Origin of the sequence: Emticicia soli (genome assembly GCF_037860775.1) — a bacterium.
In the GTDB taxonomy this organism is placed as follows: Bacteria; Bacteroidota; Bacteroidia; order Cytophagales; family Spirosomataceae; genus Emticicia; species Emticicia soli.
On record NZ_JBBEWC010000001.1, the window covers coordinates 301,465 to 320,074 of the forward strand.

Annotated in this window: 16 protein-coding genes; 8 read left to right on the forward strand and 8 right to left on the reverse strand. The window is 38.7% G+C overall.

Features of this window, described 5'->3' with window-relative positions; all coding sequences use genetic code 11:
* Positions 1–107: 107 nt before the first annotated feature.
* The 5 genes from xylA to WAE64_RS01360 form a co-directional block, all read right to left on the reverse strand.
* Positions 108–1,448: a xylose isomerase gene (xylA, locus tag WAE64_RS01340; RefSeq protein ID WP_340233626.1), complete on the reverse strand. Its 1,341-nt coding sequence runs from the start codon at positions 1,446–1,448 to the stop codon at positions 108–110.
* Between the two features lie 210 nt (positions 1,449–1,658).
* Positions 1,659–1,919: a SemiSWEET transporter gene (locus tag WAE64_RS01345; RefSeq protein ID WP_340233628.1), complete on the reverse strand. Its 261-nt coding sequence runs from the start codon at positions 1,917–1,919 to the stop codon at positions 1,659–1,661.
* A 180-nt stretch (positions 1,920–2,099) separates the two neighbouring features.
* Entirely contained in the window at positions 2,100–3,710 is a 1,611-nt protein-coding gene (locus tag WAE64_RS01350) for a PepSY-associated TM helix domain-containing protein (protein WP_340233630.1), read from the reverse strand.
* A gap of 5 nt (positions 3,711–3,715) precedes the next feature.
* A complete protein-coding gene (locus tag WAE64_RS01355; protein ID WP_340233632.1) occupies positions 3,716–4,003 on the reverse strand; it encodes a hypothetical protein in 288 nt (95 codons plus the stop codon).
* A 27-nt stretch (positions 4,004–4,030) separates the two neighbouring features.
* Positions 4,031–4,285 (reverse strand): hypothetical protein, encoded by a 255-nt coding sequence (locus WAE64_RS01360; protein WP_340233634.1) that lies wholly within the window; start codon positions 4,283–4,285, stop codon positions 4,031–4,033.
* Between the two features lie 92 nt (positions 4,286–4,377).
* Here WAE64_RS01360 and WAE64_RS01365 point away from each other — a divergent pair, with 92 nt between their 5' ends.
* Both WAE64_RS01365 and WAE64_RS01370 read left to right on the forward strand, forming a co-directional pair.
* Positions 4,378–6,696, forward strand: coding sequence for a TonB-dependent receptor (locus tag WAE64_RS01365; protein ID WP_340233637.1), 2,319 nt, complete (start codon positions 4,378–4,380; stop codon positions 6,694–6,696).
* A gap of 7 nt (positions 6,697–6,703) precedes the next feature.
* The gene (locus WAE64_RS01370; protein WP_340233639.1) at positions 6,704–8,008 is read left to right on the forward strand and encodes a hypothetical protein; all 1,305 of its coding nucleotides are present in this window, start codon (positions 6,704–6,706) and stop codon (positions 8,006–8,008) included.
* A 72-nt stretch (positions 8,009–8,080) separates the two neighbouring features.
* On the opposite strand, the gene WAE64_RS01375 is transcribed toward WAE64_RS01370, so the two are convergent.
* Positions 8,081–9,355: an Hsp70 family protein gene (locus WAE64_RS01375; RefSeq protein ID WP_340233641.1), complete on the reverse strand. Its 1,275-nt coding sequence runs from the start codon at positions 9,353–9,355 to the stop codon at positions 8,081–8,083.
* Positions 9,356–9,617: 262 nt separating this feature from the next.
* On the opposite strand from WAE64_RS01375, the gene WAE64_RS01380 reads away from it, so the two are divergent.
* The 3 genes from WAE64_RS01380 to WAE64_RS01390 all read left to right on the forward strand — a co-directional run bounded on the left by WAE64_RS01380 (position 9,618) and on the right by WAE64_RS01390 (position 12,752).
* Positions 9,618–10,667 carry a sensor histidine kinase gene (locus tag WAE64_RS01380; protein ID WP_340233643.1) on the forward strand — a complete coding sequence of 350 codons (1,050 nt, stop codon included), beginning with the start codon at positions 9,618–9,620 and terminating at the stop codon, positions 10,665–10,667.
* Positions 10,667–11,374 carry a LytR/AlgR family response regulator transcription factor gene (locus WAE64_RS01385; RefSeq protein WP_340233647.1) on the forward strand — a complete coding sequence of 236 codons (708 nt, stop codon included), beginning with the start codon at positions 10,667–10,669 and terminating at the stop codon, positions 11,372–11,374. Before WAE64_RS01380 ends, WAE64_RS01385 begins: the two co-directional genes overlap by 1 nt.
* A 181-nt stretch (positions 11,375–11,555) precedes the next feature.
* Positions 11,556–12,752, forward strand: a complete 1,197-nt coding sequence (locus tag WAE64_RS01390; RefSeq protein WP_340233649.1) for a PQQ-dependent sugar dehydrogenase — start codon at positions 11,556–11,558, stop codon at positions 12,750–12,752.
* 63 nt (positions 12,753–12,815) lie between these two features.
* Here the strand turns inward: WAE64_RS01390 and WAE64_RS01395 are convergent, their stop codons facing one another.
* Positions 12,816–13,682 carry an SDR family oxidoreductase gene (locus tag WAE64_RS01395; RefSeq protein WP_340233651.1) on the reverse strand — a complete coding sequence of 289 codons (867 nt, stop codon included), beginning with the start codon at positions 13,680–13,682 and terminating at the stop codon, positions 12,816–12,818.
* Positions 13,683–13,814: 132 nt separating this feature from the next.
* Here WAE64_RS01395 and WAE64_RS01400 point away from each other — a divergent pair, with 132 nt between their 5' ends.
* From WAE64_RS01400 to hemC, 3 genes are read left to right on the forward strand one after another with little or no spacing between them, the layout of a single operon-like run.
* The gene (locus WAE64_RS01400; protein ID WP_340233653.1) at positions 13,815–14,996 is read left to right on the forward strand and encodes a putative sugar nucleotidyl transferase; all 1,182 of its coding nucleotides are present in this window, start codon (positions 13,815–13,817) and stop codon (positions 14,994–14,996) included.
* A gap of 24 nt (positions 14,997–15,020) precedes the next feature.
* On the forward strand, positions 15,021–16,127 hold the full coding sequence (holB, locus tag WAE64_RS01405; RefSeq protein ID WP_340233655.1) for a DNA polymerase III subunit delta': 1,107 nt from the start codon (positions 15,021–15,023) through the stop codon (positions 16,125–16,127).
* An 11-nt stretch (positions 16,128–16,138) separates the two neighbouring features.
* Positions 16,139–17,083, forward strand: a complete 945-nt coding sequence (gene hemC / locus WAE64_RS01410; protein WP_340233657.1) for a hydroxymethylbilane synthase — start codon at positions 16,139–16,141, stop codon at positions 17,081–17,083.
* A gap of 34 nt (positions 17,084–17,117) precedes the next feature.
* Here the strand turns inward: hemC and WAE64_RS01415 are convergent, their stop codons facing one another.
* Complete coding sequence (locus WAE64_RS01415; RefSeq protein ID WP_340233659.1) at positions 17,118–18,572, reverse strand: S41 family peptidase; 1,455 nt, start codon at positions 18,570–18,572, stop codon at positions 17,118–17,120.
* Positions 18,573–18,610 lie beyond the last annotated feature (38 nt).

An 18,610-nucleotide genomic window follows, 5' to 3' on the forward strand; every position in this document is an offset into this window, starting at 1 on the left:
GGAAAATATTTGAAATGGCAATTTTATAAAATGAATTAATTGAAAATTAATATAAAAAGCCCTGTAATTTCTATTTTACAGGGCTTTGTGTATTGCAAATCAGCAAATTAGATATACTGATTGATTATCATCTCGAACAATTCTTGCTTGCCGCTTATTTGCGCAGGCTCGCCGTCTCTCAATGCTATGTTTTTCAAATCGCTAAGTGTTAGCTTACCGGCTTCAAAAGCAGCACCATCGCCACCATCGAATGAAGAATAGCGTTTTGTACGTAGCTTTCTATACTCCGACTTCTCAAGAATGCTGTCAGCAATCAACAGTGCTCTTGCAAAGGCATCCATACCTGCAATGTGTGCAATAAAGATATCTTCAAGGTCAGTAGAATTTCTACGGGTTTTGGCATCAAAGTTAATACCACCTGTTGTAAATCCACCAGCTTCAAGAATTACCAACATAGCCTCGGTTAATTCAAACAAATCAATCGGGAACTGGTCAGTATCCCAACCATTCTGGTAGTCGCCACGGTTTGCATCAATACTACCCAACATACCTGCGTCAGCAGCCATTTGTAGTTCGTGTGCAAATGTATGACCAGCCAATGTAGCGTGATTTACCTCAGCATTAATCTGGAAATCTTTATCTAAGCCGTAGTTACGCAAGAAACCGATAACCGTTTGCGAATCGTAATCGTATTGGTGTTTCGATGGCTCACATGGTTTTGGCTCAATATAGAATTTACCTTTGAAGCCCTGGCTACGTGCATAGTCACGCGAGATAGTCAGGAATTGCGCCAAGTGGTCAATTTCACGTTTCGTGTTGGTGTTCAATAAAGACATATAGCCTTCACGACCTCCCCAGAATACGTAGCCTTCGCCTCCTAGTTCGATAGTTGCATCAATGGCATTTTTTACTTGTAAACCTGCATGAGCAACTACTGCAAAATCAGGGTTGGTAGAAGCACCGTTCATGTAACGAGGGTGTGAGAACAAGTTTGCTGTACCCCATAATAATTTCACGCCACTCTCGGCTTGTTTCTGCTTGGCAATTGCTACAATGGTTTGTAGGTTTTTCTCAAACTCGCTTTGAGAGTTTCCTTCTGGAGCAATATCAATATCATGGAAACAATAGAAAGGCGTACCTAGCTTTGTCATGAATTCAAAAGCTGCATCTACTTTATCTTTTGCTGCCTGAAGCGGATTGCTGTTTAAGTCCCAAGGGAATACTTTTGTACCTGGGCCAAATGGATCGCCACCTGTACCACAGAATGTATGCCAGTAAGCAGTTGCAAAACGTAGGTGCTCGGCCATAGTTTTACCTGCTACTACTCTGTTGGCATCGTAGTATTTGAATGCCAAATAATTATTAGACTCTTTTCCCTCATAAGCAATAGGTTCTTTAATGAATGGAAAATATTCTTTTTCACCTATCGTAACTTTCAATTTTGTCATGATTTCTGCTCGGTTGAATATGAATAATTTGAATTATGATGCGAAGTAAATTATTAAGTGTCAAATTTACAATTATTTTCTTGTTTTTTATCTGTCACATAAAAATATATTTATTGAAGAGGTATAAAGCAAAAAAACCAGACATGAAAATGCCTGTCCAAAATTAAAAGAAATTTTAGATTAAAAACACGTTACAATCTCTTCCTGATATTATTTCAGAGAGTGGTTTTTATATTTGAATTTGAGGAATAAAATTACAAGTGCGAGTATTAGTGTTACACCATTTGCTGCAATAACAGGAAAGGCATTCACTTTAATACCATAAATTAACCACATAACAACACCTGTGGTGAAAATAAGGAACATGGCCAAAGACACATCTTTGGCAGATTTAGTTTTGTAGATTTGTAGCACTTGTGGCACAAACGCAATGGTTGTAAGTATGCCGGCTATGTATCCTAAGGTTTCCATATTATTTTAACAATAAACATCTATGATTCAGCCTTTTATGCGGTCTTATAAAATGAATCACAGATACCAAAATAACGGAAAAATTATATTTTCTGTTTCATTTTACCTAATAATCACAGGTAATACTTTATAAAGTACAATTTTCAGAATTTCTTCCTTATCTACTAACCTTGACAGGCACTATTTTTTAGCTAGTATCGTCTGTTCATCAACTACATTAGTCACAGTTTTTTCTTTAGGTTTTTGCCAGAACTTTGTGGTTAAAGCAACACATAATACGCCCGTGGCGAGCCAGAAAAGGTCGGTACCTGCTACAGAATATTGTTTGTTTGCCAGCGTCTTCCAGAACCAGTCGCCGGTAATAATGCCATTGGCTAAAGGCACTCCTAAAGAGAGTACACCACCGGCATATAGATAATTTCGGGTAAGGTTTGCTTCTGTTTTCCAGAATAAACCAACGATGCTCAACAACAACCACGAAACAAAAAACGTAGTATTAACCAACGATACATGATTACTCAGGGTACTTGGCACTGCCAGCTCGGCAATAAACAAAATGGCTACAGCAGGAAACAAACCAAAACAGATAGCCAGATAAGTCATGGTTACTCTATGATGGAAACGTTTCTGCTTCTCAGTATAGTTTTTCTTGTTCCGGGCTTCTTTCCATAGCAATACGCCACTGATAATTACAAAGCAAGTAACAATGGCTAAAAAGAAATAGACAAACTTCAGGAATAGCCCACCAAAAGTAGCAAAGTGGACTCCGGCAATACCAAATAGCACCGATTGCACATAGGTTTTATTGCCGGGCATCATTTCAACCAGTCTTTTGCCGTCTTTCAATTGTATTGCTATCATGCCGTCTCCTGAAAAGTGTGATGGGTCTTTACCATACACACTTAACAGGGCATCTTCACGGCTATAATGTTTTAGTTTAAGCGTTTTCAGTTCAAAATCAGGGTATTGTGCCCGAATTTCGTCTAAACTTTTACTTATTCTAAGATTATTTTTGGTAAGTGGCGATTCTTCGTTTAGTACAATGCCTTCAATGGGTCTTAACATGGCAAGTACTTTTTGCTGGTCGCCACCAAAAAATAATAATACCACTGGTGCTAGTATAAGAATAGACAACATATAATAAGCCCCTGTAACGGCATACATCAACTGAAAGGGCAAGCCTAATAAGCCAAAAACCGTGTGCGAGCTTGTCCAGATTTGTTTTAATGAGCCTTTCAAAGAAAATCCGTAGAATTTACTTACAATATTCCGCCAGTGGATTAGTACTCCGGTAATTACTGCAAACAAAAAGAACAAAGCCACAAAACCCGCAATGTATCGACCTATATAAAAAGGAACCTGGTCGAAGAAATGCAGACGATAGAGTGTCTCACCAACAGTAGTTTGTGCTTCTCCAATCGTAAGCTCATTAGTTTGGGGATAATACTGCCCATGAAAATGGTCTTCTACGTTTTTGTTTGTGGTTGTTATATGCCCAAAGAAACTGATATAAGGTTTATGCTCTGTAGCCGGATAAATATAGGTTTCATCATCAACATTAAAATTCGTTTGCTTTTTTCTGATGTTTTCAAGCAAGGCATCATAATCTATAGTTTTTGTAATGGCTTGCCTGGCTTTTACATCTTCCCACTGATAAAACTCATCACGAAATAGCGTAAATGCTCCCGCAAAGAAAATCACATACAAGGCAAAACTGATAACAATACCCGAAACCGTATGGGTATGAAATACAATATTGTAGGCTCTGTTTGGTAGTCCACCGAGTTTCATGACAATTAACGTATAAAATAAATGATGATTGAAAAAACAACAGTTAGCAATATATAGAGGCCGAGTATTTTCCAGGCACTTTTAGCTAAAAAGGGCAGAACCATCAGGATTCCCCACAGAAAAAACAGGGTAAAGGTAGAGGTAAGCAAAACGATGTTCCGCCCTTCGGTTGGCAACAAAGCACCAAGTAATAGATGAAATGTAATTGATAAGAAATAGCCGCCTAAAATAGCGGTAGCGATTTTAATAGCTCTTTGGCCGGAACTAGATAGATATTCCTTCTTAGCAGGCATAGGTTATTACTAAAATATGGTAAACAATTAAGATTTATTGCTGAGGCGCTCTCTTACAACTAATGCAAATTGCAAGGCCACAATTGCCAACATATATACACATAGCGCTAGCAAGATACCGCTTGCCCAACCCCAATCGGCAATGAATAAGCCTGTTCCTAAAAGTATAAATACAAGGTTTAACCAAGTATTAGTCTTAATAGCCTTAATACTTTTCGGGAAATACTTAGACTTCGAATAGTACAAAAATGTGCCAATTGTAATTAATAATGTAGCAATCATGAAATAAGCTGGATTTTAATTCTGCAAATATTATATTTATTTAGACTAATTCCAAATAATATAATACATTTGTGCTTTCAAACTAAATACGAATGAAAACACGCTTAATACTTCTATTATTTGCCCCCTACTTTTTACATGCGCAAAATACCTCTATCAAAGGCCAGATTAAAAGTAGTACTGGCGAACCACTTTCGTTTATCAGCATTTCTTTAAAAAGTACAAACAAGGCCACTTTTAGTGATAGTACTGGTCGCTTTGAGATAAAAGGTGTAACCAAAGGCGATTACATTTTAATTGCTTCTTCTATCGGTTACCAGACCATCGAAAAACCTATCAAAGTAAGTGGCACTTCTTTGTTCGAAGAGCTTACCATGAAGAGCACAGATACCGAATTGCAGGAAGTTGTAGTTACCCAAGAACGGCAAAGCCGAATGCAGGAAACTAAACCAATTGCTATTAAGAGTATCGAGATTAAAAATGTAATTACTCAGAATGTTTTATTGACCGATGTGATAGATCGGGTATCTGGCGTAAGAATACGGCGCTCAAGTTCTTTAGGCGACCGCTCTGATATTTCGATTAATGGCCTACGAGGCGAAGCAATCAGGGTTTATATAGATGGGATTCCGATGGAACTACTATATCCCAACTTTGATATTTCAACCCTACCGATTGGCAACGTAAAACGGCTGGATATTTACAAAGGTGTATTACCTGTAGATGTAGGCACAGATGCGCTGGGTGGTGGTATCAATATCATTACTGAGCAAAAGTCTCATAATAATCTACGTGCCTCTTACAACGTAGGCTCATTTAATACCCATCTGGCTGATATTAACCTTGGCTTGACCAATAAGCAGAATTACTTTCTGAATCTTTCGGCAGCGTATAATCAATCAGATAACGATTATACCATGAAAGCACTGGTTTATGAAACCAATAAAATAGAAAAAGTAAGACGCTTCCACGATAAATTTCAGTTTTTCTATGGTGGCATCACGGCAGGCGTACATAGTAAACCCTGGGCTGATGAATTAAGATTGACCGTCAACTACTCGAAAGGCTACAAAGAATTGCAAAACGGCGCAAGAATATCTCATATCCCTTATGGAGAAGTAGAATATCATGCCGAAAACGTTGCAGCTACACTTAAATACGATAAGTCTTTTCTGAATGAAAAAGTGATTTTCAGAACTATCGGCAATTTCAGTGAACAAGTACTGAATTATGTTGATACTACTGCTAATGTATATAGCTGGAGCGGCAAAGTTGTAGGACGCAATACTCCCGGTGAATACACAGCCGAACAACTGACCGACAATTACAGCCGCAGTATCATTAACAGAAGTAGCCTGATAATTAATCTGGCTGCTAAGCATAAATTATTGGCTTCGAACCTATACGCCAAACAACGCCTGACGGGCATTGATTATCTTGAAAAAGAAATCGATAAAGATTATCTGCGTATTCCGCAGTCTTTAATAAAAAACATCTCAGGTATTCAATACGAAGGGCTGTATTTATCTCACCTTACGCTATCGGCCGCCATTAAAAGATTTGATTATGTGCTGAATGGTGCAGAAAACAACACTTTTGAGTTGGTCCGCAAGAAAGACGGTTTCTGGGGCTGGAATCTAGGCTTGAAGTATGATATTAGCGATAAGCTTTTTGCCCGAGCTTCTTATGAAAAAGGCTTCCTGATTCCGCAATTTTTCCAGTTTGTGGGTAATGGTGCTGATATTCTTCGCAATACAAACCTGATGCCTGAAAGTAGTAATAACCTGAATGCGGGGCTTTCTTACCTTGATAAATCAGACCGATTATTTACGTTCTCTGGTACGTTAAATGGTTTTTATCGCCGCCAGAACGATATTATATTCTTAGGTTCAAACCTTACCAGAATCTACGAAAACGCCGACCAGGTAAAAACCTTAGGGGCTGAGGGCGAGGCTACTATAAGATATAATAAGGCATTTAGTTTGAGCACAAATCTTACATTTATGCGTAAAACCTTTAGTAAACTAAAAGACCCTAAAAATCAATATCTGCTAGGTGCTGCATTCCCGAATAACCCTAATTTCTTTGGTAATGTTGAATTAGCTTGGCAAAAGAACAATTTTGGCATTAAAAATGGCCTTTTCAGAGCTTATGCTTTCTACAACTACGTAGCGCCTTTCAACCATATTCTGATAGGTAAAGACAACAATATCAAAACTACGCCCGATTCTTTTGTACCTGTACAACACAGGGTAGATGTGGGCTGCTCTTATAAATTTCCTAAGCAAAATCTTACGGCCTCAATCAATGTACTGAACGTGCTCAATGCCGACCTGTACGATAACTTTCTGGTACCAAGAGCAGGCACCAACTTCAATGTAAAAATTATTTATGAATTAACTAAATTTTAAATATAAAATGAATATCAAACTCCTATTTATTGCCTTATTAGCAAGTTTTGTGCTTGCCTGTAAATCTGATGAGCCTACAACTCCAACTGAGGAATCACCTTATTATGAAGATGGCTACCTTGTTGCGTCTACCTCTCAGACTACTGCCGGAACTAGTTATTATGCAGGGTATTACCCTACTATTCCATCAGGAAATATCGACCTTACTACCAAATCAAGCTATAATTATCTATATCCGAGAGCTATCTGGAAGAACTTCATTTTCAGCAATAACCTAAAAGGCGAAAATGTGTTAACTAAACTAGCGGTTTCGAAACAAACAGGTACTATAGTTGAGGTAGCAACCATGCCATTGTTAACACTCCTAAACCAAGTTTTAATTATTTCTGATAATCTGGGTGTATATACTACATGGGATAATAAAGGTGTAACACTTTTCAACCCAACTACTATGCAGAAAATAACTGATGTTGATATGTCGAAATCAAAATCGACAGGTCTTTCGAGAGAGAATTATTCGCATATTGTTTACAGAAAACAAGATAATAAATTATTCTTGTTCTTAGTAGCCGACAATTTCGATACAGGTCAGTTCTACGACCTTACGGATGTGCATGCCGAGGTTATTAACCTTAATAACAACCAATGGGAAAAAACCTTAACTTTCCCTGGGGCTACGTATCCGATTTCGAGAGGGCTGGAGAATCCATTGGTTGACGAACAAGGCAACATATTCGTTATCACACAAGGGCAATATGGCCTTGATGGTCAATTAGGGCCAAACTCAAGAAAAAGCTCAAGACCAAAAATCCTTAAAATCCCGGCTGGTACTACTGAGTTCGACCTCAACTATGCCTTTAATCCGGTTGATAAAATTGGTCAGTCAAATCTTATGTTTCAGCTTATTCTAGGAGGTGTTTATTATGCAAATGGTGTTGCTTATGCATGTATCTCTGGTCAGCAAGACCCTCCGGCATTATTAGCGTTGATTGCTAAATTAGCTAACAGAACAATTACCGAAGCAGAATACAACCAGTTAAGAAGCCTAGCTTTTTATGGCGCAAACCAACGTTGGGTTAAGTTAGATTTGAATGCACAAACGGCTACTATTATTCAGGACATTCCGTTGACGGCAGGTTTTGCTTACCCAAGCACTTATGTTAGTAATGGCAAAGTTTATCTACAGACTTACAACGAAGAAATAAAAATGAATGGTTATTATGAGCACGACCCGGCTACGGGCACAAGTAAAAAACTATTTGACGTAACAGCAGGTGGTTTAGCTACTAACCTCATTAAGTTAAGTAAGTAATATACAAAAAAGTGTCCTGCATTAGGTTTTACTATTACAGGACACTTTTTTATTTTAGGCTACTAAACTCAATTACACACCCGCTGCCACCACTTTGTAGCTATAAGCTAGCCCCATAGCCACACTATTAAAGTTATCACCCGATTTTATCTTGTCTTCTCCAAAACGTTTCACGAATATGTTTTTCAATGGGCGAACCATAGACGTACCCCCCGTCATGAAAATCACATCAATATCATCCTGGCTGATTTGGTATTTTTCCAGAAAACTCATCAGATACTCTTCAATTTTATCAAGGTTTTTGTTGATAATTTCTTTTTCGAAATCCTCAATCGTGATTTGTTCTTTAAAATCAATTTCGTTTTGATTGAACTCAAAAGCGGTCTCATCGTTATGGGTCAAGTCTACTTTGCTTTTCTCAATTTGTTTGAAAAGAATATAGCCAAGATTATCTTCAATTAAAGTAAGTAGGTTTTTTACCTTATAGTTTTTGCCCGAAAAATTATAAGATTTGCTGATGCTGGTTCGCATACGAAGACTGTCCAGAAAGTTCATTTTTTCCCATGAACAGATATTCTGGAAGTACGACATCGGTAAGTCTATGAGTTTACCCGGCGTTATTTCTTCTTTTACACCTCTCCCAAAGTGTGTAGTGCCTTTATGCCACATAATGTCGGAGTCAAAGCTATCGCCGCCAATATATACACCGCCCTGGGCTATCATATCGGCTTTTCTATCAGCCTGATTAACAGCTTCGGGATTGAGGCGCATCAACGAAAAGTCAGAAGTACCGCCGCCGAAATCGGCTACTAATACCAGTTCTTCTTTTTTAATCTGTCGCTCATAGGTAAAAGCAGCACCAATTGGCTCCATCTGAAAATAGAATTCTGTAAAACCAGCAATACGTGCAGCTTTTGATAGGCGCTCTTGCGCCAGTGCGTCTTTCTCAGGGTTTTCGTCAAATACCACAGGGCGACCAATTACAGCTTTAGTGACATTTTCGCCCAAAAACTCATCGGCTTGCTTTTTAAGGTGTATCAATATCAGCGAAACCAAATCTTCGGCCTTGTAGCTTTTAGAGCCAATGCGGGTATCAATAAAGCTCTTATTAGGCAATACTTTCTTGATTGACTTCATAAAACGCCCTCTTCTCCGATTCTCCACGTAGCGTTCTATGGCTTCATTCCCTATCGAAAACAAAATTTCTTCATGGGCAGATTTAGGCTCCGGAAAAAATAGTAACGATGGCGTAGTGAATAACTTAACAACGTTGTTGGTTTTAGTATCAAGAATAACTAAGGCAGAGTTTGAGGTGCCAAAATCAATTCCGTAAATAAACTGACTCATGAGTGAAATTTCAGTAAAAATATTAGTGGGGAAAGACACAACAGCTAATCTGGCACAAAAAGTTTCATTGGTATAATTAATTTCTTGAAATAGCTAAGAGTATACACTTCAACGGCTATAAAATCAATTGTTTATATGCCATTATGGTTTAAACATTATGTATTTCCACCAACGGCGTTTGTGGATTGAAGCTTTGTTTTGTCTAAATTAAAGTGATATATCAAGCTGAAAAGAAAAATAGCCAATATATTTATATTCAGAAATGTTTCGAAAATCTTTAATGATTGATAAAAAGACCTCTATCCGTTTTAACCTGATATTCTGGCTCATCTACTTTTTGTACGAATGGTTAGGCGTTGGCGCCATGACCGAAAATTATCATGCGTCTCTCATTAAAGCCTCTATATACATACCAACGGCATTTCTGGCTTCTTACATATCAATACATATTTTGTTCAGAAAGTATTTTCTAAGCGATAACAAAACTATTTTATGGCTAAGCCTGATTGTAGTAGCTATTGCTTTTAGCTTTCTGAAACGAGCCATTAATTATTTCTATATCTATCCTCATGTAGAGGCACATAATTATCCCGGCCCGTTTGTTTATTTTCCTAAGTTATCATACGAATTCATAAATCTGTATTTCATCGTATTTCTGTATGGTATGTTTTATTTTCTGAGAGGCTGGTATAGCCAGCAGCAAGCCATGAATAGTCTTAAACAGGAAAAAACGGCTGCTGAGTTAGAGCTACTCAAATCGCAGGTGCAACCTCATTTTATATTTAATACGCTCAATAGTATTTATGCCGAGGCATTCAAGAAGAGCCCCGAAACGGCCCAACAGATAATAAAACTATCGAATCTGATAGAATATACCCTCTACGATTCAAAAAAAGAAAAAGTAGCCTTAGAAGATGAACTTAAATACATAAGAAACTACGTTGATTTACAGAAAATAAGAATTGGCGACAAAGTAGATATATCTTTTAATGTTTATAATAATATCAATCATATTCTCATTCCGCCTTTATTGCTCTTGCCTATTATCGAGAATTGTTTCAAACATGGTGTAAATAATTCAATTAACCCCTCATGGTTGAGGATTGATATTTCGGCAAATAAACACGAATTAATTGTGAAGGTAGAAAACAGTTTTGAACCAGATGCAGAAAGCCAGAAACTACACAACGGTGGTTTGGGGCTCAGTAATGTAGAGCGGCGCCTTGCATTGTTATATCCCGGCAAGCATGATTTTAAGACCTATTGCGAGGTAAATAGTTTTTTGGTAGTACTAAAATTAGTGTTTGAATAATGGCCTATCGCTGCTTAATAATTGACGACGAACTGCCTGCAAGAGAATTAATTAAGGCATATCTCGAAATTTTACCTGATTTTGAGATAGCCGGCATGTTCGATAATGCTATAGATGGCTTTATTTACTTGCAGAACAACGACATAGATTTATTATTTTTAGATATTCAGATGCCCAAGATGTCGGGCCTTGAATTGTTGAAAGCATTGCACAGAAAACCAAAGGTAATTCTGACAACGGCTTTCAGGGAATATGCCGTTGAAGCCTTTGATTTAGAAATTTTCGATTACCTGGTGAAACCTATCGGACAAGATAGGTTTCTGAAAGCAATTTCTAAATTCCTGCACTTTCAGGAAATAACAAAAATTACTACACCCGAGCCAAATGCCTTTGATAACGCATACATGTTCTTAAAAGTAGATAAAGACCAGGTAAAGGTATTTCTGAACGATATTTTATATATCGAGGGGCTAAAAGACTATATCAAAGTTTATACGAACGAGGGCTTATATATTGTGTACGAGCGGCTGGGTTACATGGAAGCCAAATTGCCCGAATCTAAGTTTATCAGGGTGCATAAGTCGTTTATTGCGGCTATTGATAAAATCAATACTTATAATAACGAGTCTCTGAAAATACAACAACACGAAATACCTATTGGCCGTATGTATAAGCAGGTGTTTTTAAATAGAATGGGTACTTTGTAGTTGTTTTTTATTGGAAATGTTAAAATAACCAGACCATTAAATATTAGCATAGCAAAACAATCAAAACTATATATTTTCTACCTTTGGCGCAAAATCAGGTAGTTGTTTATGAACTAAAATAGCATTTTCAGGCTTATTCAAGCACAAACCTTAAATCAGCATCATTAACTTTAAAATTTCTATGAAAAAAGCAGCACTATTTTCACTGGTACTCGGTACAGTAACGTATGTTTCATACGCACAACAAACCGCTACTTCTGTTGAAACCAAAGCTCCTAACTCTACCTATAAACCAGCATTTGAAGGCCAGACCAGAATAGGTGCAGTAAAAACCAAAACGCCTTATGCTTCTAAGGTACTTACCGAAGGTTTAACTTCTCCGTGGGGTGTAAAAAGCCTTCCTGATGGCCGCTTAATCATCACCGAAAAAGGTGGTAATTTACGCATAGCTAAAACAACCGGCGAATTGAGCAAGCCGATTACAGGCTTACCTGCTGTAAATTCTGACGGACAAGGTGGCTTGCTAGGTATTACAATCGACCCTGCATTTGAGAAAAACCGTATGGTTTACTGGACTTTCTCTGAAAATGTAGATGGAGGAACGGTTACCTCGGTAGGTAAAGGAAAACTTGCAGCTAACGAATCAAAAATCGAAGGTGCAACAGTAATTTATCGTGCTACACCTGCCCACAAAGGCACACTACACTATGGTGGCCGTATTGTTTTTGACAAAAGCGGAAACCTTTTTGTGAGCACAGGCGAGCGCTCTGATATTGTTACTCGTCCGCAAGCACAAGCGCTTAACTCTAGCCTAGGCAAAATCATTCATATCACTACCGATGGCAAGCCAGTAGCCGGAAATCCGTTTGAAGGTAAAGCTGATGCAAAACCAGAGCTTTATTCTTACGGACACCGCAACGTGCAGGGCTTAGCGTTCCACCCGGTAACAGGCGATTTGTTTTCGAATGAATTTGGCCCAAGAGGTGGTGATGAAGTAAACCGTGTACAGGCAGGTAAAAACTACGGTTGGCCAACAATTACTTATGGTATTGAATATAGCGGTAAAAAAATAGGTGAAGCTATCCAACAACAAGAAGGCTTAGAGCAACCGGTATATTATTGGGATCCATCGGTATCGCCAAGTGGTATGACTTTCTATAGCGGCAATATGATTCCGGAATGGAAAAACAACCTTTTCATTGGTTGCTTAAGCGGCATGCACATTGCCCGTCTGGTAATTGAAAACAACAAAGTTGTTGGAGAAGAACGTTTGTTAACCGAAGAGTTCCAACGTTTCCGTGATGTAACACAAGGTAAAGATGGCGCATTATATGCAGTTACCGACCAAGGCAGACTTTATAGAATCGCTAAGAAATAATAAAAACAATCGAAAATCCTCTGTTAACAGGGGATTTTCTTTTTATTACCTTTCCAATCAAGATTATCCAATATTCTCTGCAAATTCTTTCAAAGTTATTGTAGGCTTACCCAATTCTTGCCACGTGTTGGCAGCTTCAAATTTTTCGGGGTATTTATTTAAAGCCGTTACAATATGATAGCCATAATCAAACTTCCGGCTGAAAGCACCCATCATTTTCATCATAAACATTGGTGCCCACATAGTAAAGAGTTTTTCTTTCTTGTAATGTTTTATAAATAACTTGGCGGCTTCGTCTTGTGTAAATGCTTCCGGCCCTTGTGCTACATATTCTTTACTCTCACCGTGCAGCACTTTAAAAGAATTAGCTACTTGTTGTGCATAATCATCAGCTGCTACATAATAAAGCGGATACTCTGATTTACCTCCTAGTGCAATCATTTTCCACTGTTTCGATTGGTAGAAAATACTCTCCATAAAAGTAGAAGGGTAAAAGATGGTATAGGGTATCCCTGATTCTTTAATTGTTTTTACGGCCTGCTGTTTGAGCCTGAACACCCACCAGTCGAAATCATTTATGCCTTGGTAAAGATGCACCAACGATGATAAATACCCGATTCGTTTAATGCCTTGTTGCTTGGCAATACGCACAATTGTTTCTAAGCCTTGTTGTTCGGCATGCCACTCGCTTTCTTTTTCGGTTTGCAATACCGATAGGCTCATAAATACTCCCTCCTGCCCTTTCATGGCTCTCTCAACATCTGCTTCGTTCTTTAAATCACCTTTAATGATTATTGCATCAGGAAAATACTTTCTGGCAAGTGCTTCGTTTCTTACCATTACACTTACTTCAAAACCTGCGTTAATTAATGCCTTAGTGAGGGGTTTACCAAGAAGACCCGTTGAGCCGAAAACTATTATTTTTTTCATAGAAATAGCCGATAAAAGAGGAAGTTTTATACCTATTCAAAGATATTACGTTTAGCTGCTTAAGGCAAACAAAATTTAGACAGAGGCAAAACTTTATTTATCTTTACCACCGGAAAAACTAAAGAAAACAAGATGAACTACATTGCTTTTGATGACGATCAGATAAGAAATCAATTGAAGCCTTTTACGTTTACTAAACCTGTAGCCGGAATCAGATGTGGCATTCTGACGATTGGCGAAAAATGGAAGAAAGTATTGGGTACTGAGGTTTCGTATCTGACAGAAAACTACCTACAAGAGAAATTTAAGCAAATTAACACTAACGATAATCTCTATATTAACGGAGGTGTATGCCCTAATGCTACGCTTGTGGCAGAAATAAAACAGTTGGGGAATGAAGAAAGACTAGTAATTGGCGATACGGTTTTAGCCATTAAAACCTCACAAACTTTAAGTTTCCCGATTGACTATAGCCAATTCAGTGCTAAAGAATTAGGAGGTAATAGACCAACAGTCATACAAAATCTACCAGATATTTACCTCAAAAACGGCGAACAAATAAAAGCCGATTTTGCGCTAATTACAAAGGGTCGACAGTCTCAAGCTATTACAGACCAATTTACCCGTGTTTATAATCCTGAAAATGTATTTGTAGAAGAAGGGGCAAGCATCAAAGCAGCAATTATTAATGCAGAAAACGGGCCTGTGTATATTGGCAAAAATGCTACTATCCAAGAAGGTGCCATTATTATAGGGCCTTTCTCAGCCGATGAAGGCAGCATTGTAGCATGGGGTAGCAAAATGCGTGCAAATACCACACTTGGGCCTTTTTGCAGAGCAGGTGGCGAAGTTGGAAACTCTATTTTATCAGCATATAGCAACAAAGCCCATGATGGTTTTCTAGGCAATTCGGTAATAGGCGAATGGTGCAATCTTGGAGCCAATACCAATAATTCTAACCTGAAAAACGATTATTCGGAAGTAAAGTTATATAGTTATGCTACCCGCCAACTCGAAAAAAGCGGTGAGCTTTTCTGTGGTCTCTTCATGGGCGACTACACCAAAGCAGGTATCAGCACCATGTTTAATACAGGTACTGTTGCGGGCGTATGTGCCAATATTTTTGGCGCAGGTTTTCAGGCTAAACACGTACCATCGTTTAGTTGGGGTGGTACAGATACAGGCTATGAGCCCTATCGTTTCGATAAAGCCACTCAGGTGATTAATGAAACCATGAAAAGACGTGAGAAGCAACTCTCGGAGGCTGACCTGCAAATTCTTCGATACATTCATGAGACTGAATCGTCTATTTGACGAGAAAGTCCGTAACTTTGCGCCATGCTTTTTCGTGAAATCACAGGTCTTCAGGATATTAAACAGTCGCTTATTGGTACAGTAGCCAATAACCATGTGGCGCATGCACAGTTGTTTCATGGCAATGAAGGAACGGCAAATCTGGCATTGGCGCTGGCTTATGCTACCTATGTAAATTGTGAAGACAAACAGCCCGACGACGCCTGTGGCCGATGCCCGAGTTGCATAAAAATGAGCAAGCTGGCACACCCAGACGTAAATTATCTTTTTCCGACTGCAGGTGGTAAAAGTGTATTATCAGAGAATTTTATGGCTCAATGGCGAGAGTTTATAAAAGAAACCCCATTTGGTAATATATCTGACTGGCTCGAGAAAATCGGAGTAAAACAAGGCAATATTCCTGCTGAAGAAGCCCGACAACTTATTCAGAAACTCTCGCTGAAATCGTATGAAGGTGGCTATAAAATCGTGATTATCTGGCAAGCAGAATATTTACACAATACCACAGCCAATGCCTTATTAAAAATTCTGGAAGAACCACCTGAACAAACCCTGTTTTTGCTGGTAGTAAACAGCATGGAGCGTTTACTGACAACCATTATTTCACGCACGCAACGAGTGGCAGTAAGAAAATTTTCAGAGTCAGAAATTATCAGTTATTTATCAAGAAATCAGGAGTTTTCGCAGGAAAGAGCCAGACAGATTGCTTTTCTGTCGGAAGGCAATATGCATCGGGCTTTAGAGATTATAGATAAGTCGGAAGATGATGACCACGCTTGGTTTGCTATCTGGATGCGTATGTGCTATAGCTTAAACCTACTGAAACTGGTACCAATGGCCGACGAATTTGATACCAAAAGCAAAGAACAGCAAAAAGGCATATTAGAATATGGCTTGAGTATATTCAGAGAGATATTTTTGTATCGGAATGGCGGCGAGGCACTCATCAGGCTAGAGAACGATGAACTGGTTTTTGTACAGAAATTCTCGGCAGCTATTAACCTGAACAACCTGGAGCAAATTACAGAAACATTGAGCGAAGCGCACTACCATATTGAGCGCAACGCAAGAGCTAAAATAGTGTTTTTAGACATCTCGTTAATCATTGCCCGATTAATGATGAAAGGATAAACAGATTTAAAATGAAAATAAAAATCGGAACCCGTGGTAGTAAGCTGGCCTTGTGGCAAGCCTACTATGTAGAAGATAAACTGAAAGCCAAAGGGGTAGAAACAGAGATAGTAATTATTGAAACCAAAGGCGATAAAATACTTGACCGCTCTTTGTCTAAAATAGGTAGCAAAGGCGTTTTTACAGAAGAACTGGAAGACCAGCTTCGCAGTGGCGAAATTGACATAGCAGTGCATTCGGCTAAAGATTTACAGTCTGAGCTCGCATCAGACCTTGAAGTAATCGCTTTTACGGAGCGTGAGCAGGTAAACGATGTATTGGTGAGTTTCAACAAAAACTTATCGTTACAAAGTGGCAAAAGCTTTGTGGTGGGAACCTCTTCTACACGTAGGGTGGCAATGCTAAAGCATTATTATCCGCATATTGAGATAGTAGATATGCGTGGTAACTTGCAAACACGCCTGCGCAAACTGGAAGAAAAACAATGCGATGCCTTATTACTAGCCTATGCAGGTGTGCACCGCATGCATTACGATGATTTGATTGTTGAGCTTTTGCCATTAACAGAGTTTGTGCCTCCGGTAGGACAAGGTTGTGTAGCAATAGAAGCGGCTAAAACACTTACCGAAGAGAAAAAACTGATAATAAAGCTCCTGATTAACGATGCACAGACAGAAAAATGTCTGTTAGCCGAAAGAGCTTATCTGAAAACATTACAGGGTGGTTGCTCGATTCCATCATTCGGAAAAGCAACTTTAGAAGAAAACGAAAACGGAGGGCTACATCTGAAAATGACAGCCGGGCTTATCAGCCTTGATGGACAAAAACTCATTAAAGTAATAGAAGAAAGCACAGTTGACGACCCGGAAGGCTTAGGCGTAAAAGTAGCGGAGAATGTATTGGCCAACGGTGGCATAGAGATTCTACAAAGCATAAGAGCCGGACTAGTAAACTAAATTCTAATGCCCACCTTTACGAGTGGGCATTTTTTTACTTTTTCAAATAATTCCTGACAAATTCAACCCAATCAGCTTCTTTCTCACTGATTTTAATATCTGGTGCAATACCTATGTTATCAATAGGATTCTGCGGTAAACGTGCACTTTTAGCCATTGCAAAAGCAACCCGCCAGCCATAGCAGGGCATGCCCCACTCTCTTACTTCAATATAATCGGCTAAACCTTTGGTATTTTCTCCAAAAACAAGCGTTTTCTTACTTTGTTTTGCTTCCAAAATAAACTGTTCGGCTGTGCTGGCCGTATTTTTGTTTACAATAAAAGCCACTTTTTTAGGATTAGGTGCTATGTTCACCAATGGGAATTCCTTATCCGGTCCTTTTACAAAGCTGCCGCTATTAGCTTCCATCAACCGTAACACCTGTTGCAGTTTGGGCGTAAGGCGCGCTCTATAGCCTGCATGCACCTTAATAGCTTCAAGCTCATGCCTGATAGAAACGCTATTCTCGAAAGTAGCTTTAAACAAGCCTCCTTTTCGCACTATTGCCTGGGTATTAATATACGGAAACAAGGATTCGTAAGCGGCATCATCACCACCGGGGTTATTTCTTAAATCAATAATCAGATTCGGCGAATTATCCAGAATTGGCTTATTCCTATTTATCATTTCGCTGATATAATCAGGGCCATTTATGAGCGTAAAAGGCGGCAATACAACCAAGGCTGTTTCATTATCTAATTGTTCTACTCTGTAATCAAGAATTTTCTGCCTGTTATCTTCATCGTTTATGGTCTCGCCAGGTGTCGGGAATACTTTGCTGAATTTGTAAATGTTCTCTATCACCAAAAAATTCTTTACTTCTCTTGTCAGGCTCGTTTCTGCTCCAAAATCGGCATAATAATATTTTGTTGTATATCGTAATGGCGCTACCTGAGTCATTTCAAACTTCACTTTACCTGCTTTCCACTGTGCGTTTCTATCGGCCAATAAAAAGCCTTGAAACTTTTTGGTATCTTTTTTATCTCGAACTATGCCTACTCTGTAATCTTTATCTTCACTTTCCCAAATACCCTCTATAGAGGCCAAACGACTTTCGTTTTCTTTCAAGTACTGCATAAAACTGGTTTCGGTGAAAGAGACAACCGGAACTTTAGCAGCACGAGCGGCTACAACTTCGGGGCTTTCATCAATCGGGTATGGAGAAAGGGGCGTAATGAAAACGTGACCGTCCTGAAAAAAATCAATCCACTTTTTCAGTAAGAAATAACACTCACGGTCGTTGCTGATGCTGTTAGCCTTTTCTTTTATTTCGGCAGAAAGTTTTTCGAAAGCAGCCTGGTTATCGGGCCTTACTTTATCTTCCCAACCTGCATAGTTATTTTTTAATTTCTGATAGGCAAAATCGAAGTTTTGTGAGCACAGGCAAGCCTGTTGAGCAAAAGCCGAAGTGCTCAGGCAAAGTATAAAAAGTAGTAGTAATTTGTTCATTGAGTTTGGCATATTAAAGGCAAGCAAGCCCTTACATA

Coding starts and splice junctions, on each gene's coding strand:
- WAE64_RS01360 (WP_340233634.1), bottom strand. CDS start 4,285: ATGATTGCTACATTATTAATTACAATTGGCACATTTTTGTACTATTCG.
- WAE64_RS01355 (WP_340233632.1), bottom strand. CDS start 4,003: ATGCCTGCTAAGAAGGAATATCTATCTAGTTCCGGCCAAAGAGCTATT.
- holB (WP_340233655.1), top strand. CDS start 15,021: ATGCTTTTTCGTGAAATCACAGGTCTTCAGGATATTAAACAGTCGCTT.
- WAE64_RS01350 (WP_340233630.1), bottom strand. CDS start 3,710: ATGAAACTCGGTGGACTACCAAACAGAGCCTACAATATTGTATTTCAT.
- WAE64_RS01370 (WP_340233639.1), top strand. CDS start 6,704: ATGAATATCAAACTCCTATTTATTGCCTTATTAGCAAGTTTTGTGCTT.
- WAE64_RS01400 (WP_340233653.1), top strand. CDS start 13,815: ATGAACTACATTGCTTTTGATGACGATCAGATAAGAAATCAATTGAAG.
- WAE64_RS01365 (WP_340233637.1), top strand. CDS start 4,378: ATGAAAACACGCTTAATACTTCTATTATTTGCCCCCTACTTTTTACAT.
- WAE64_RS01390 (WP_340233649.1), top strand. CDS start 11,556: ATGAAAAAAGCAGCACTATTTTCACTGGTACTCGGTACAGTAACGTAT.
- hemC (WP_340233657.1), top strand. CDS start 16,139: ATGAAAATAAAAATCGGAACCCGTGGTAGTAAGCTGGCCTTGTGGCAA.
- WAE64_RS01375 (WP_340233641.1), bottom strand. CDS start 9,355: ATGAGTCAGTTTATTTACGGAATTGATTTTGGCACCTCAAACTCTGCC.
- WAE64_RS01345 (WP_340233628.1), bottom strand. CDS start 1,919: ATGGAAACCTTAGGATACATAGCCGGCATACTTACAACCATTGCGTTT.
- WAE64_RS01415 (WP_340233659.1), bottom strand. CDS start 18,572: ATGAACAAATTACTACTACTTTTTATACTTTGCCTGAGCACTTCGGCT.
- WAE64_RS01395 (WP_340233651.1), bottom strand. CDS start 13,682: ATGAAAAAAATAATAGTTTTCGGCTCAACGGGTCTTCTTGGTAAACCC.
- WAE64_RS01380 (WP_340233643.1), top strand. CDS start 9,618: ATGTTTCGAAAATCTTTAATGATTGATAAAAAGACCTCTATCCGTTTT.
- WAE64_RS01385 (WP_340233647.1), top strand. CDS start 10,667: ATGGCCTATCGCTGCTTAATAATTGACGACGAACTGCCTGCAAGAGAA.
- xylA (WP_340233626.1), bottom strand. CDS start 1,448: ATGACAAAATTGAAAGTTACGATAGGTGAAAAAGAATATTTTCCATTC.